Raw genomic sequence first — 15,299 nt, forward strand, 5'->3', positions numbered from 1 at the left:
AAAAATGCCGGTTTCCATCGATTCTTTGGTGGTAGCCACATGACCTCTCAAATCCCCCTCATTTGGAGGTGTCATCATTTCGTCACAATTGTCAAAATTGAGTAAGTAGTTGTAAATGAATTGCAATAAAGCGATTAATTCATTCAACACCCCAACCATTCAAGCATAATTAATTGAAAAATTCATAATTGAAACGCTTTACAGAGAATTTTTTCAATTATAGTTTGTTACCGGCCCTCCATTTGGATTCAGCGAATCTAATTTGAGTGTCAAATCTGTTAACATTTGCAAACATGAAAACGCCATCCTCTGCTCCCCAGCTGCAACGTAAGCCCATTGAGGCTGCTGCTGTGGCCATGCTGCTTGCTTTTACAAGCCTTGGTTTTGCCGCATCGACCATCGAACTGGATCAGCCCTTTGCTCCGGCGGGCGAAAACTACCGCATCACGGCACTGCAAAATCTCACTCCACTCACCTTGGATGGTGGAACATCGGCAGGGGCCAATCCAAATGTGAATTTTGATTTCCAAGGTGGTTTCGGGGTCCGCTATGAGGATGCTTACGGCATACAGACGGACTTTGGCATCGGCCTCTACGATGCGAGCTATGCCCCCGGTATCCAGACAGCCTCAACCGGACTGAACATCGCTTTCGATCAACTGGTCTCGAGCCACGGCCTGTCCGCCACCCTGGGAGACTTCGGCCTGAATGAATACTCGACCGACGCCGACCCGAGCCAAGTGGCCCCGACCATCTCCATCTACGGCATCGGCAATTCGTTGCTCGGAAACTTCTCGACTGCGGACATCCTGGCAAGCAACGCCATGACCCTCCTGAGCAGCCTGGATCCAATCGCCAAGACTGATCTTTGGAAGCTCAATCTGGACGCCTTGGTCGGCCCCGGCGTGCTGGTTTCCGGTTTCACGCTGGCCGCAGACACCCACAATGGCGCAGGCAGCCCGATGGCCGTCAATAGCGACCCTTATTTCCTCGTTGCTGTGAACGGCTGCGAGTGCGCCTCGATTCCTGAGCCCGGCTCCGCCTTCCTCATTCTGAGTGCCGGCCTCGGCACGCTGATCATCACGCGCCGCCGCACCCGGGACCTGTTTAGCTCCAAGTAACCGGTCTTTGCGAACAAGCCCTTCAAATTAAGCCGTGGGAGATTCTCCCACGGCTTTTTTGTGCCCTCACTTCATCAGAATCTACTCTTTGAACTCTTCGCGGTCTGGAATGCGTGTGAAGGCAATCTTGGTGCCCGAAAACGTGCGCACGGTGTCAGGAGTGAAACCGATCACCACGGAGTCGCGGCCGTACTTCTGATTGATCTCATCCAGCACACGACTGAGCTGCTCGCGCTGTTCTTTGGGTGCCGATGCACCCGAGTCGTCGAAAAGTTCGAGCTGCCGCGGGGATGCCTCGGCCACCAGGCCAAACAGGGTCACCGAGATCTTTTTCACCCGCTGCCAGCGCGCCTGCTTCATCACCTGCTGCCACAGCTCCGCCAGCACGCGTGCCAGCACGATGCTGTCAGATCCCTCCTCAAACTTTGCCTGCGCTTCACAGCGCGGTCCGTCCTCCGTGCGCACGCTGAGGTGCAGGTGTCTGGCGCGGTACTTCATGCGGCGCAGCCGGCTCGCGGCCTTCAGTAACAGTCTGCGAGCCACAATGCCTGCGGCCGGTGGTGTGCGCAGTTCGGGAGCCAGCACATGACTGTGTCCGATGGTGCGATGCGCCGGAGGAACGTCATCCTCCGTCGTGCCGCCATGCAGGCCATGCCAGAACCGGTCTCCGCCCACGCCACCCCAGGCCCGGTGCAGCGTCTCGCGCCCTGCCGCCCACAGATCCTCCATCGTACGAATGCCGCAGGCATGCAGGCGCGGCTCCATGCGGCGGCCGATCCCGCACAGATCACTCAACTTCAGTTCCAGCAGCCGTCCCGGCAATTCTTCCTGCAGCAGCACCACCAGACCATCCGGCTTCTGCATGTCGCTGGCCACCTTTGCCAGAAAGCGGTTCGGTGCCAGACCGATGGAGCAGGTGATGCACTCGCCAACGCGTTCCCTCAGCCCTTGCTTGATGCGTCTGGCCAGATCCAGCGCTGCATCCATCCGGCGACGCGGCGCATCCAGCTTGCAGGCCATCTCGTCGATCGAACAGATCACGTGCACCGGGAAATGCCGCTCCACCTCCTCAATGATCTTGTGATGAAATTCCACATACACATCGTGGCTGGCCATGACAGTGATGAGGTCCGGGCAGCGCCGCCTCGCCTCACCGATGTTGGTGCCGGTCTTGATTCCAAATTTCTTGGCCTCATGACTGGCTGCTATCGCACAGGTCGCATCCGAATCCACCGGCACCACTGTGATCGGCTTCCCCCGGAGTTCCGGATGCAACTGCTGCTCCACGCTGGCGAAGTAACTATTTAGGTCGAGAAACAGCCAGTCAACGAGCGGTTGGGAATCAGGAATGGCACGATTAGCAGGCATTGGCGGACCGATTCTCGCCCAAATCAAAAACTGTTCAATAGAACATTATTCAGATTAAGCTAAAATCTCATTCAAGCCATCTTACATGCTTCTTACCAATGCCGGGTTGATGGGGTTATAATTTCCATAAATGATGAGGTATGCAGCCCGCTTCTGCTAATCCTCCCCTTTCTTCCCCTGAAACATCCCCCACCCCCTACCCCCTGCTATCGTCCGACGAAGCTCTTTTTCATGCCTGCCTAGAGAACATCACCGCCCAACGCTGCCACATTCAATGCAAGCCGCGCCTCTTCGAAATCCTTCATGCTGAAAACGTTGCGGGCTTTCTTAAGATTTGCCAGCGCCACATCGACTTCCTTATCTACCGCAAAGGAGACTGGCTGCCCATGGTGGCCATCGAATTTGAGGACGACAGCCCAGGCAAGGCCAGCCGAAAACCACGTGACCGCCATCTGGTGGACGACATTTTTTCGAGCTTCGGCATTCCCCTGCTGCAGGTCACTGCCAAGGACATCAACCAGATCGACACTCTCGTTCACAAACTCAGCAATGCCTGGCAGCAGCGCAATGCGAATCTGGAGATCATGCCCCCACCCAGTGGGGAGTGCGCGCCTCACCCTCCCACGACCACCCTGCTGGCCGCCACGTCCAGTTCCAGTTCAAGCCCCAATTCCAGCGCTAATACAAGCCGCATGACCTCCGCAGCCTGTTCCTCGATTTCCTGAAGGCACGGCGCATTTCTATCCGCCCACCTTGAAGCTCAGCGTGCTCGTAGCGGCCGCTTTCGCCGGCGCATCACGATCCACCTCAAAGGGGCCGAGCAGGTTGTTGCCCGCCAGATCTTCGAGCAGCGGGTCGATCTTCAAAACGCAGTCCCCTGGCGTCCAAGCCACCACTGGCGTGAATGACCAAGTGCGTGCATCTGCGGCCACACTCACCACACCTGCGACTTCACCCTCACCACGTTGCGCCTTCAATGCGGAGACAAGCATTGAGGGATCCAGCGGTTCATCGAACCTGACCACCAGCGGATCGCGAGTTCCCGCTTTCGGCGCAGTGATCTGCCAGCGCAGCGGATTGGGGCAGGTGTGATCCACGGCACCAGCTGCAAGTGCAAACACAGCCTCCTTTCCCAAGGCCACACCGGTGGTCGAGCGCCAGCTGGCAGCTATCCTGAGCGTGTGCTGCCTGCCCTCTTGTAAAACCGGCCCTTCATCAAGATTCAGATTCACGCCGGTCTTCTGCCGGCCCGGGTGCAGCCAGAGGGTGAGACGTTTCCCATCCGGCGACCACAGTTCAGTCTCACGAAAAGCGCCGTGAACCTCCTTGCCATCCTGACGCTGCAAGGTGATGCGATCCAGAAACACACCCTGCTCCATCGGCTGAGTGAAGTGCAGGTAGAGCTTGAGCGCATTGGCAGGCAGCATGGTGGGAGAGGGCGTGATGCTCACCGTCGGCGCAACCGCCGCCGGAAGCTTGAACTTCAGCCGCTGGGTGCTCCACGCACCGTCGGCTGTTTGAATCTCGATGCGGTAGGTTTCTCCAGGTGCCAGAGGCAGTGCGGCGGCAAAGCACACGCTGTCACTCGTCTTCACCACGCTCCCAAATAGAGGCTGGGAGGCATCGCCACGAAACACGCGCACATCACGGCCATGGGCCTCGATCTGCCCTGACTCGTTCACACGGACCTCAGCAGCAAATGCCGCAGAGCAGACAAGACTCAGAATGCTGAGCCAGCGTTTCACGGCAGTGCTGCCACTTCGAGGCTCAGCGTGCCTTCGGTGTCGCGCAGCACGATGGCTTCGGTATCGCTCAGTTTGTCCACCTGCACGGCACCGAAGAGCGCATCCACGATTTCGATGCCCTCGGGGCCTTTGGGCTCCTTCTCATCGCGGCGTGCGGCGTTTTCATTGGTCTTCTCTGGAGCCTTGGCATCGAGGTAATCCATGCTGATGCGCGCACCCCACATCTTGCTGGGGCCAAAGGCGTTCTGCTTGAAGCGCTGGGTGTGAACCACGAGCCACTCCTTGCCGCTTTTGTCGGAATAGCTGAAGAGATCAAGGGGGCGATTGCCGCTGCCGAGTTCCACCATGCTCACGCCTTTGACCTGCGCTCCGCTCTGGATGTCGTCCACCTTAAACTTGGCAACCGGCGTGCAGGCGAAAGCGCCAACGACAAAGGTGCCTTCCTTTGATTGGTAGGGGATGAAGCTCTGGATCGGTGCCTTGGTCTCCCACTTGCGATGCGCCACATGATACGTCTCCGCACTGAACACACTGGCCGTGGCACCGTTTTTGAGCGGCACGGGGATGGTGAAAATGCGGGAGGCGAATTCTTCATTGCAGGTGCCGGTGGCAAAGACGCGGTCCTTGTCGAAGGCCACATCGGTGATGTTGGTGACCTTGCTGGCGGTGCCGCCGGGCAGTGTGATACGCACCCAGGACAGGGGCGCGAGATTCAGCGGAGCCACCTTGCCGTCTGCGCCAACGCTGACAATCAGCACCGCATTGTCAGGGCGGCGCTGTACGCCGAGATAGATGCGCCCGCTGGCGGGATTCACCGCGAGATCTTTGACCGTGATGTCCTCCTTCTTGGCCCCAAGTCCGGCGGCGATCTGCGCGCCGATGTCGGCCACCGGCTTGGCAAGACGTTCGCTTTTGGGTCCGGCATCACCCGTCTGGATGGCCACCACGCTGGCCGATGCCGGCTCCGCCACCAGCAGCAGACCTTCCGGCCCGAAGCTGAGCGAACTGAGAGACTGGATCTGCAAACCGCCCTGCTGCGGTGACTCGAGCAGTGCGGCGGACGCACTGAACGTTGTGACGATGAGGAGGGAGAGACAGAGTGCTTTCATGGTCGGATGGAGTGGTTGCGGTCGTAGGGTACGTGAACCGAAGGCGAAATGTCACGCCCAAAGTAGGATTGCCTTCTGAAGTGGCATTTCATAAGATCGGTCGAATTTCCCATGAAAGCATTCATGCCCCCCCGATCTCGCTTCGCCTTAGGGTGGTTTTGTGCGCTGATTCTCCTGGCGGGATTGCACTTCACGAAAGCCTTCATCACGGATTGCGCCAAACCGATCATGCTTGGCGAGGTCAAATTCAAAGATGCCACGCTGGAGGAAGCGGTGGCTTATGTGAAGCGGGCGGTGAAAAACCTCCATGCCTTTGGCGACGGGAGCCTCAATGTGATCATCCTGGGGGCCAGTGAGGAGCAAAAGGAAAAGAAGATCAGCCTCGATGTTCGGGAGATTTCGCTGCGCAGCGCCCTGGATCACATCGCCCATGCAGTGGGTCTGAAGGTCCGGGTGGATGCCCACGCCGTTGTCCTGACCTCGGCGGCACTTTCTGATGAGTTGAGTACCCGCATCTACCGGGTGCCGCCCGATTTCATTTCGACTGGATCGGCTTCCAAATGAAATGTGAAATTGAAGTTCACACCGAGTTCATCGTCTGAGGCTTGATCTTTGGTCCAAAACCAGCGACCCGATGCCTGCACACATGAAAAAGAAGCCCACTGAAGAGCGCAAGCCGACGAAACCCACTCTGTCGCGCTGGCAGTCATTCAAGCGGCTTGGGGTGATTTTTCTCATGGGAGGTTCGCTGCTTTGCACGCTCGGGGCGGCGGTGATCATCGGCGTTTACAGCCATCTGGCGAAGGCTTACGACCTGACCAAGCTCGGGGACATGCCGGAGCGGACCATCGTGATGGATTACAAAGGCGAAGTCCTTGGCCGCATGCATGGCGAGAACCGCATCATCGTACCGCTGAGCGAGGTGTCGCCATGGTTTGTCAAAGCCCTGCTGGCACGTGAGGACTCACGCTTCTACGATCACGGCGGCATCGATTACAAAGGCGTGGCGCGCGCCATGGTGCGCAACCTCAAGGACATGCGCGTGGTGCAGGGCGCGAGCACGCTGACCATGCAGCTGGCACGGAACAGCTTCCCGGATCTCGATGACCGCAGCATCCACCGCAAGCTGGTGGAGATGATGCTGGCGCGCCGCATCGAAAAGGCCTGCACCAAGGACCAGATCATCGAGCACTACATCAACCGCATCTTCTACGGTCCTGGGATCTACGGGGTGCAGCGGGCCAGCCAGGTTTACTTTGGCAAGCATGCCAGCCAGCTCAGCCTGAGTGAAGCGGCAATGATCGCGGGCATCATCCGCAGCCCGGTGCGATTCTCGCCCTTCCGCAACTACGAAGGCGCGCTGAAGGAGCGCGACACCGTGCTCAAGCGCATGCTGGAAACGAAAGTGATCACGCCCGAGGAGGAGATCGCAGCCAAGTATGCGGACATCGCCCTGCATGCGCAGCCCGTGTTTCAAAGCCAGGGTGGCTACGCGCTGGACACCGTGCGGCGTGACCTGGATTTGATTTTGGAGCAGCAGGAGATCGAGGACGGCGGACTGCAGGTCTTCACCACGCTGAATAAAAACCTGCAGGACGCCGCGGAGGCTGCTGTGGAGAAGCGCCTGGATGCTGTGGAAAAGCAGCATGGCTATGCGCACCCCAAGAAGGCGGACTTTGACAAGACTTGGGATGGCGCGCAGGAAATTGCCTCCACGCCTTATCTGCAGGCGGCGCTCATGGTACAGGACAACAGCACCGGCGGCATCCTTGCCCTCATAGGCGGCCGCGACTACCGCCACAGCAAATACAACCGCGCCACCCAGGGAGAGCGGCAGATCGGATCGACGGTGAAGCCCTTCGTGTATGCTGCAGGCATCGCCTCCGGTTTCATGCCTGGCACGCTGATCAATGATGCGCCAATCCAGCCCGGTGAGATTGACGGGGCTGATCCGGGCTGGAGTCCGCAGAACTCGGATGGCAAATTCCTCGGGCCCACCACGCTGACGGACGGCATTGTGAAAAGCCGCAACACCATGACCCTTCGCCTCGGCAACTATGCGGGGCTTGATCGTGTGATCGATCTGCTCACCAACGCGGGCTTCAGCAAACCGGCCGAACGCACACCGCAGATTTTCATTGGCAACATCGGCGGCAATCCGCGCCAGCTCACCAGCGCGATCAGCATCTTCCCCAATCAAGGCCTGCGCCGCCGCCCTTTCCTCATTGACCGCATTGTCGACAAAGCGGGTAACATCATCTACCAGACCCCCGTGCTCGAATCCGAGGTTATCACCCCGAGCGTGGCGTTCCTAATGCGCAACATCCTCGCCCAGGTACTGGATCGGGGAACTGCAGCATCCCTGCGCAATGAATACGGTTTCAAAGAACCCGGCGGTGGCAAGACCGGCACCACGAACGATTACAAGGACGCCTGGTTCGCCGGTTTCACGGATCGCGTGAGCTGCGGCATCTGGGTGGGTCTCGACAAGCCAGCGACGATTGTCGAAGGCGGCTACGGCGGCACACTTGCCCTGCCCATCTGGGCGGACGTGATGAAAAAAGCCGTGTCGCTCGGCTACAAAACCGAAGTGCCCAAGGTCACGCTGCCGCTCTCACGCGTGACCCTCTGCCGCGTGAGCAGCCTGCTGGCCACCGATGGCTGCGGCCAAGCGGGCATGGCGTATGAAGACGCCCTGCCCTACGACCTGGTTCCCAAACCCTTCTGCACGGAGCACATGGGCTACCGGGCACCACCGCCGCAGGTGCAGCACCGGCCACAGGGACGCGGCCTGTTCGACCGCATCCGTGGATGGTTTCGTTGAATCTGGAGAAGCCTCAATAGCCAAGCCAAGGACCTAGCCAGCGCTCAGCCTCGGCAAGCGTCATGCCTTTGCGCTGCGCGTAGTCTTCCACCTGGTCTTTGCCCAGAACGCTGATACCGAAGTAGTGCGATTCTGGATGTGCGAAGTAGAGGCCGCTGACCGCGCTGCCGGGGTGCATGGCCATGCTTTCAGTCAGCTCCACGCCGGTCTTGGCAGTGGCATCGAGAAGATCAAACAGGATGGGCTTCTCGGTGTGGTCAGGCTGGGCGGGATAGCCGGGCGCTGGACGGATGCCGCGATACTTTTCCTTGATGAGTTCTTCGCGGGAAAGCTCGCCGGGTTTTTCATAGCCCCAGGCGTAGCGGGCCTGCTGATGCAGGTATTCAGCGAAGGCCTCAGCGAGGCGGTCAGCCACGGCCTTGGCAATGATGGCGCTGTAGGGATCGTGTGCAGCTTCGAACTCCTTGGCGAACTCATCCGCGCCGTGAATGCCGACGGCGAATCCGCCGATGTAGTCAGCACGGCCACTGCCCTTCGGCGCAATATAATCGCTGAGCGCGTAGTTCGGCGTATCTTTCTTGATGACCTGCTGGCGCAGGGTATGGAAGGTGGTTTTCACCGTGGTGCGTGACTCGTCCGTGTAGACTTCGATGTCATCGCCAATGGCGTTGGCGGGGAAGAAGCCCATGATGCCACGCGGGTTGAAACGGCTTTCAGCAATGACGCGGTCGAGCAGATCATTGGCATCCTTATAAAGTTTGAGAGCCTCCGCCTCGGCCTTGCCTTTCATCTCCGCATCTTCCTGAGCAGAGGAGAAACGCTGCTCGGCAGCGATCCAGCGGCCACGCAGTTCCCAGGAATGGAAGAAGGGCGACCAGTCGATGAACTCGCGCAGCGCGGCGACAAGCTGCGGACCTTCATAGATCTTCGTGCCGAGAAACGTCGGCGTGGCGATGTCCTGTGTGGCCCAGTCGAACTTGACGCCTTTTTCGCGAGACTCGGCGATGCTGAGAAGCACGCGGTCCTTCTTCTTGCCATACTCCTCACGCAGGCGGGCATGGCGGGCCTCGTTGCTGGCCACAAAAGTTTCACGCTGATCTTCGCTGAGCAAAGAAGTGGTGACGGGCACGCTGCGGGAGGCATCCAAAACATGCACAATGCTGCCGCTGTATTTCGGGGCGATCTTGATGGCGGTGTGCGCCGGGCTGGTGGTGGCACCACCGATGAGCAGCGGTTGCCTGAAGCCACGGCGCTCCATCTCGCTGGCCACATGCGCCATCTCATCCAGCGAAGGTGTGATCAGGCCGCTGAGGCCGATCACGTCGGCACCGATTTCGAGAGCCTTTTCCAAAATCTTGTCGCAGGGCACCATGACCCCCATGTCCGTGACTTCGAAGCCATTGCAGGCCAGAACGATGCCCACGATGTTTTTGCCGATGTCATGCACGTCACCTTTGACGGTGGCGAGCACGATCTTGCCACCGCCTTGCTTGGCAGCCTCGGCAGGAATCAAGTCTTCAGCAGTCAGGCCATTGGCAGAACCGGCAACACCACCGGCAGTGGGCTGAGCGTGGTTGAGGAATGGGGCGACGACACGGTCGGAGTTGGAGGCGTCCTTGCGCAGGCTTTCAAGCTTTTGCTGAAGAGCGGCCTCGCCCTCCACTTCAAACACAGCGCCAAGTTCGGCGGCAAGCTTCACTTCCGCACGGCGCTCTTCGAGGCTCAGGCCACTGCTGGGCATGTAGCTGAAGGATTCGACCACGGCGACAGCACTGCCGCTTTCCAAAGCAGTGACAGTCTTGGCGGCAACTTCGAGCAGCAGGGCGCGCTCACGCGCTCTGCGGGCCTTCTCGATTTCCATGAAGGGCTGCAGATAGGCCACGCTCTGTTTCATCACGCGAGCGCTTTTGACGACCTGCGGGAGGAACATTTTGCCAGCGCCGAAGAGATCGCCCACGACACTCATGCCGTCCATGAGAGGACCTTCGATGACAGAGAGAGGCTTGCCCAGCTGGGCCAGCGCTTCGGCGGTGTCTTCATTGATGAAGTCCGTGATGCCGCGCAGCAACGCGTGTTCTAGACGCTTGCTGACTGGCCCCTGCCGCCAGCTCATGTCGATCTCGACCTTCTTGGTGGTGCCGGCCTGGCCTTTGAACTGCTCGGCGTAATCGACGAGAATCTCCGTGGCATCCGGGCGGCGGTTGAGGATGACGTCCTCCACCTTTTCGAGCATGTCCTTCGGGATCTCCTCGTAGACTTCGAGCATGCCGGCATTCACGATGCCCATGTCCATGCCGGCCTTGATGGCATAATAGAGGAACACGCTGTGCATGGCCTCGCGCACCTTGTTGTTGCCGCGGAAGCTGAAGCTGATGTTGCTGACGCCGCCGCTTACCTTTGCGTAAGGCAGGTTCTCCTTGATCCAGCGTGTGGCGTTGATGAAGTCGAGCGCGTAGTTGTTGTGCTCCTCCAGACCGGTGGCCACGGTGAGGATGTTGGGGTCGAAAATGATGTCCTCCGGCGGGAACTCCACCTCATCCACAAGGATGCGATAGGCGCGTTCGCAGATGCGGATTTTGTCCTCATACGTGGCGGCCTGGCCCTGCTCATCGAAAGCCATGACCACCGTTGCGGCACCGTACTGTTTGATCTTGCGGGCGTATTCCTTGAACTTGTCCTCGCCTTCCTTCAAGGAGATGGAGTTCACGATACCCTTGCCTTGCAGGCATTTGAGACCGGCCTCGATGATCTCCCATTTGGAGGAGTCCACCATGATTGGCACCTTGTTCACCTCCGGCTCGGTCTGGAGCAGGATCAGAAATTTGGTCATCGTGGGCACGCCGTCGATGAGGCCTTCGTCCATGCAGACGTCGATCACATTGGCACCGCTCTCCACCTGCTGACGGGCTACGGCCACAGCCTCCTCCAGCTTGCCCTCCTTGATGAGCTTGGCGAACTTGGGAGATCCGGCCACGTTCGTACGCTCGCCGATCATGAGATAGGGCGGACGCGTTGGCTTGGCCTCGGGATCGTCGGCGGCAGGAGCGCCCGGGGCAAACACAAAGGGCTGAGAGCCGCTGAGACGCATCGTGTGCGGATCCTTCGGCACCTGCCTCGGCGGGAGGTTTTCCACCGCCTTGGCAATGGCGGCGATGTGCTCCGGCGTGTTGCCACAGCATCCGCCCATGATGTTCACGAAACCGCTGCTGCCAAAGTCCTTAGCATAGGCGGCCATGTCTGGTGGGAGCAGATCAAAGCCCGTCGGGGCCAGCGGGTTGGGCATGCCGGCGTTCGGATAGGCAGAGACGAAGCAGTCAGCCTTCGAGGAAAGCTCCTCCAGGAAGGGGCGCATCTTGTCCGGCCCAAGGGAGCAGTTCAGACCGATGGACAGCGGCTTCACATGCCGCATGGCGTTGAGGTAAGCCTCGGTCACCTGACCCGATATCATCGTCTCGCCACCGGGTCCGACAGCCGCGCTGATCTGCACGGGTAGTTCCACCTGATCCTCGGCAAATACCTCACGAATCGCCACGAGGGCGGTCTTGGCGTTGAGAGAGTCAAAGATCGTCTCGACCATCAGGGTGTCCACCCCACCGGCGATAAGGGCGCGCACCTGGTGCTTGTACGCCTCCTTCACTTGATCGAACGTTACATAACGGAAGCTGAGGTCGGAAAGGTCTGGGAACTGCGACAACGAAACGGTGAGCGGCCCGATGGCTCCTGCCACGTAGCGTTTCCGCCCGGTCTTTTCGCCCACGAGGTCGGCCCATTTGCGGCACTGCTTGGCGGACTCGAAATTGATCTCCCACGCGAGGTCGTTGAGGAACTTGTCTTCCAGCACGGTCTGGAAGAACTCGGGATCTTTGCGCCGTCCTTCCGGCACCTCTTTGAAAAATTCCGCCTGGGCGATGCTGGTGCCGCTGAAGGTATTGGTCTCGATGATGTCCGCCCCGGCTTCCAGGAAGCGGCGGTGGATGTCCTCGATGATATCTGGGCGGGTGATGGAAAGAATGTCGCCGTTGTTGAGCAGATCCTTCTCGTTCGACAGGAAGCGGGTGCCGCGTGCGTCGGCCTCTTTCAGCCCATAGCCGCGAATGGTCGTGCCCATGGCACCATCAATAACCAGGATTCTCTGGCGCATGGCGGCTTCGAGTTCAGAGCGGACATTGGGTCGTGCAGGCATGGTGGAAATTAGCGTTCCAGCTGGGCAGGTCAACAGTCATATCAACGCATCATGATTTGAGCATGTGACTATTATTTCTAATTTACAAGAGATTCATCCGTTATACCGACACCCATGCCCCCAAAACCCAAAGCCGTCCCCCTTATTGAATCCAGCCCTGAGGCCATCAATGAGAATCTGGGGAAACGCGTCAAAAAACTGCGTGGGGACCGCGGCTGGTCGCTCGAAGAACTCGCCACGGCGAGCGGGGTGAGTCGCTCCATGCTCAGTGAAATCGAGCGCGAGAAGGCCAATCCGACCCTCACCGTTACCTTCCGCATCGCCCGGGCCTTTGGGCTGACTTTGCAGGAGCTGATCGAAAGCGCCGAGGCCAGCGCCTCGAAAATCCAGGTCATCCGGGCCAGCGACCGCGCTCAGGTCTACCGCAGCGACAAGCAGTGCGAGATCCGCACGCTCTCACCCATCAATCTCGAAAAAGACGTGGAGTTTTACGAGATGACCCTGCGCCCCGGCGGCACTCTGCGCAGCCAGGCTCACTTTGAAGGCACCCGCGAATTCCTGACCGTGGAGGATGGCAGCGTGCGCATCGAATCCGACCAAAACAGCGAAGAACTCGGCAAAGGCGACTCCGGCACCTATCGCGCCGACGTGCCGCACGCCATCGTCAACACCGGCAAAGGGGACGCGCTGGTGTTCCTCGTCGTGATCTACCGCTAGCCTCATTTTTTCAACCAACCATGAAATCAGCCACCACCCTCGTCCTCCTCGCTTTTGTCGGGGTCCTGCATGCGCAGATGCCGCCTGCGCTCGTGAATGCCGAACGCGCCAAAATCCTCGGCGGCGTCAAATCGGTGCCGAAGGCAGGTGCGCCGGGCCCCATCGGCATCTGGGGAAACATGGCATTCCCCATTCTCTCCGCGCCTGACAAAGATGGGGTCGAGATCGCCGTCGCAGCGGCGGCAGGTTATGCCAAGGGGCGCGTCATTCTTTTTGGTCACAACAGCTACCTCGCCGGGGGTGAAGGCGGAGATCACGCGAAGCTCATGGAGAACTGCGTGAATTGGGCGGCCAACAAAGAAAAGCCTCGTCTGGGCCTTAAAGGCGTGAACGCGGTCAATTTGTACAAACAGCACGAATTCAAAGTGGAAACCTTTGACAAGATCGACAAGAAAAGCCTGAGCGACTTCGATGTCGTCATCGTCAACATGCAGGGCATCATCAGCGCCGAGGAAGGCGCGGCGGTGGCCGAGTATGTCAAAGGCGGCGGCGGCTTCATCGGCGGCATGACGGGCTGGGCTTTCAGCCAGACCAGCGGCGGCAAAGACCTGGCGGTGTCGCACGGCCTCAACCAGGCGCTGATGCCCGCAGGCATCGCGATCACGGACATGAGTGCATTCGACCAGCTACGCAGCTTTGAGGCACGCGTGGAACTGCCCCAAATGATGAACGCCTCGGAAGCCATCAGCGCGATCAAAAAGCAACGCGACGGCGGCCCGGCGCTGACGGCTGAGCAGATGAAGCAGGGCACGAACGCCATCCAGATCGCCATGGCGGCTCAACCACCGGACCGCAGCAATCTGAAGACCGCTGTGCTCGCCGCACTGGGCAACTCTGGCGCCGATGCCGTGGTGCCGACGAAACAGGTACCGCTTACCGCCGAGAAAAATGCCGCGCAGCGTTTGCGCCTCGGCATGGAGACACGCGTGCTGCGCCTTGCCGCCGGTGAAGGCGTGGCCGCCCATCCTGCGCATGAATCCTTCCCCGGCAAAGTGCCTGAGGGTGCACCACGTGTCTCGGGAGAGATCAAAGTGACTCCCAGCATTCCCGGCTGGACCAGCACCGGCCTCTATGCGGCCGCAGGCGACACCATCACCGTCACACTGCCGGAAAAACTCGCAGACAAAGGCTACGCCGTGCGCATCGGCTGCCACAGCGACACGCTTTACCATCTCGACAAATGGGAACGCGCACCGGACATCACCCGCAGCGTCGGATTAGCCACCGCCACCACGAAAACCGCCAGCTCCTTTGGCGGGCTCATCTACATCGAAGTTCCAGGCCGCGCCAAGGACGACGAGCCTTTCACCGCCACGATTCAAAACGCCGTGCCTGCACCGCTGTTCGTGCTCGGTCAGGATGACGATGCCAAATGGAGCGAGATTAAAAAGCGCCCCGCCCCGTGGGCCGAGCTCGCCTGCGACAAGATGATCGTGAGCTGCCCCACCGAGGTCGCGCGCGCCATCAACAATCCCACCCAGCTCATGGAGTTCTGGAAGAAGATCGTCGAAGCGCAGGACGACATCACCAATCAAACAGCCGAACGCAAACGCCCCGAACGCATCGTGGCCGATGTGCAAATCAGCGCCGGCTACATGCACAGCGGTTATCCGATCATGATTCCGACGAGCGCCGCACCGGAGATGACGACCTTTGGCAAACTGAAGTTCCCCGGCTGGGGCTTCTACCACGAAATCGGCCACAACCATCAGCGTGGCGATTTCACCTTCGATGGCACCGGCGAGGTCACAAACAACGTCATCGGCATGTACTGCTATGACGCCGTCTTGAAGAAAGACTGGCTCATCGGCCACACCGCCATCACTGAAGAAGCGCGCAAGGAGAACATTCAAAAGATCAAGAAGGCGTCCAACAAGTGGCAGGTGTGGAAAAACGAGCCCTTCACCGCGCTGACCACCTACATCCAGCTCATGCAGGAGTTCGGCTGGGAGAGCTGGCGCAAATATCTCTACAGCTTTGATGACTCCTCATACGGCCCCGCTCCGAAGGGCGATGACGAGCGCCGTGACCAGTTCCTCGTGCGCTACTCCAAGATCACGAACAAGAACCTTGGCCCCTTCTTCGATGCCTGGGGCATTCCCGTCAGCTCAGCCGCGAAGGCGGAAGTGAGCAAGCTGGATCCGTGGATGCCGAAAGGGATGTGAGGCAATT

At 59.3% G+C, this 15,299-nt stretch carries 9 protein-coding genes and 2 pseudogenes; 6 read left to right on the forward strand and 5 right to left on the reverse strand.

Going from position 1 to position 15,299, the window contains the following annotated elements; genetic code table 11:
- Positions 1 to 293 precede the first annotated feature (293 nt).
- A complete protein-coding gene (locus tag AC24GY_RS19240; RefSeq protein WP_422321764.1) occupies positions 294 to 1,121 on the forward strand; it encodes a PEP-CTERM sorting domain-containing protein in 828 nt (275 codons plus the stop codon).
- Positions 1,122 to 1,202: 81 nt separating this feature from the next.
- Here AC24GY_RS19240 and AC24GY_RS19245 read toward each other — a convergent pair whose 3' ends face one another.
- Positions 1,203 to 2,489: a Y-family DNA polymerase gene (locus tag AC24GY_RS19245; RefSeq protein WP_487686482.1), complete on the reverse strand. Its 1,287-nt coding sequence runs from the start codon at positions 2,487 to 2,489 to the stop codon at positions 1,203 to 1,205.
- Between the two features lie 140 nt (positions 2,490 to 2,629).
- On the opposite strand from AC24GY_RS19245, the gene AC24GY_RS19250 reads away from it, so the two are divergent.
- Positions 2,630 to 3,214 carry a DUF2726 domain-containing protein gene (locus tag AC24GY_RS19250; RefSeq protein ID WP_487686484.1) on the forward strand — a complete coding sequence of 195 codons (585 nt, stop codon included), beginning with the start codon at positions 2,630 to 2,632 and terminating at the stop codon, positions 3,212 to 3,214.
- A gap of 15 nt (positions 3,215 to 3,229) precedes the next feature.
- Here the strand turns inward: AC24GY_RS19250 and AC24GY_RS19255 are convergent, their stop codons facing one another.
- Together AC24GY_RS19255 and AC24GY_RS19260 are read right to left on the reverse strand one after the other, a co-directional pair.
- Complete coding sequence (locus AC24GY_RS19255) at positions 3,230 to 4,234, reverse strand: Ig-like domain-containing domain (RefSeq protein ID WP_487686486.1); 1,005 nt, start codon at positions 4,232 to 4,234, stop codon at positions 3,230 to 3,232.
- The gene (locus AC24GY_RS19260; protein WP_487686488.1) at positions 4,231 to 5,343 is read right to left on the reverse strand and encodes a hypothetical protein; all 1,113 of its coding nucleotides are present in this window, start codon (positions 5,341 to 5,343) and stop codon (positions 4,231 to 4,233) included. Before AC24GY_RS19260 ends, AC24GY_RS19255 begins: the two co-directional genes overlap by 4 nt.
- Positions 5,344 to 5,466: 123 nt before the next feature.
- On the opposite strand from AC24GY_RS19260, the gene AC24GY_RS19265 reads away from it, so the two are divergent.
- Positions 5,467 to 5,907 (forward strand): hypothetical protein, encoded by a 441-nt coding sequence (locus AC24GY_RS19265; protein WP_487686490.1) that lies wholly within the window; start codon positions 5,467 to 5,469, stop codon positions 5,905 to 5,907.
- Between the two features lie 82 nt (positions 5,908 to 5,989).
- Positions 5,990 to 8,167 (forward strand): transglycosylase domain-containing protein, encoded by a 2,178-nt coding sequence (locus AC24GY_RS19270; RefSeq protein WP_487686492.1) that lies wholly within the window; start codon positions 5,990 to 5,992, stop codon positions 8,165 to 8,167.
- A gap of 13 nt (positions 8,168 to 8,180) precedes the next feature.
- On the opposite strand, the pseudogene AC24GY_RS19275 reads toward AC24GY_RS19270, so the two are convergent.
- Positions 8,181 to 11,252, reverse strand: a pseudogene (locus AC24GY_RS19275) (vitamin B12 dependent-methionine synthase activation domain-containing protein); the annotation flags it as partial.
- Positions 11,253 to 11,309: 57 nt separating this feature from the next.
- Positions 11,310 to 12,350: pseudogene (locus AC24GY_RS19280) on the reverse strand (homocysteine S-methyltransferase family protein); the annotation flags it as partial.
- A 114-nt stretch (positions 12,351 to 12,464) separates the two neighbouring features.
- Here AC24GY_RS19280 and AC24GY_RS19285 point away from each other — a divergent pair.
- A complete protein-coding gene (locus AC24GY_RS19285) occupies positions 12,465 to 13,067 on the forward strand; it encodes a helix-turn-helix domain-containing protein (protein WP_487686494.1) in 603 nt (200 codons plus the stop codon).
- 20 nt (positions 13,068 to 13,087) lie between these two features.
- Positions 13,088 to 15,292, forward strand: a complete 2,205-nt coding sequence (locus AC24GY_RS19290) for a M60 family metallopeptidase (RefSeq protein WP_487686496.1) — start codon at positions 13,088 to 13,090, stop codon at positions 15,290 to 15,292.
- The last annotated feature ends 7 nt before the right edge of the window (positions 15,293 to 15,299 follow it).

The sequence above is a fragment of the Prosthecobacter sp. Pr1 genome (assembly GCF_057652315.1).

Excerpts from the sequence above, each read along its gene's own strand:
- AC24GY_RS19240 (WP_422321764.1), top strand. The coding sequence starts at position 294 with ATGAAAACGCCATCCTCTGCTCCCCAGCTGCAACGTAAGCCCATTGAG.
- AC24GY_RS19245 (WP_487686482.1), bottom strand. The coding sequence starts at position 2,489 with ATGCCTGCTAATCGTGCCATTCCTGATTCCCAACCGCTCGTTGACTGG.
- AC24GY_RS19250 (WP_487686484.1), top strand. The coding sequence starts at position 2,630 with ATGCAGCCCGCTTCTGCTAATCCTCCCCTTTCTTCCCCTGAAACATCC.
- AC24GY_RS19260 (WP_487686488.1), bottom strand. The coding sequence starts at position 5,343 with ATGAAAGCACTCTGTCTCTCCCTCCTCATCGTCACAACGTTCAGTGCG.
- AC24GY_RS19265 (WP_487686490.1), top strand. The coding sequence starts at position 5,467 with ATGCCCCCCCGATCTCGCTTCGCCTTAGGGTGGTTTTGTGCGCTGATT.
- AC24GY_RS19270 (WP_487686492.1), top strand. The coding sequence starts at position 5,990 with ATGAAAAAGAAGCCCACTGAAGAGCGCAAGCCGACGAAACCCACTCTG.
- AC24GY_RS19285 (WP_487686494.1), top strand. The coding sequence starts at position 12,465 with ATGCCCCCAAAACCCAAAGCCGTCCCCCTTATTGAATCCAGCCCTGAG.
- AC24GY_RS19290 (WP_487686496.1), top strand. The coding sequence starts at position 13,088 with ATGAAATCAGCCACCACCCTCGTCCTCCTCGCTTTTGTCGGGGTCCTG.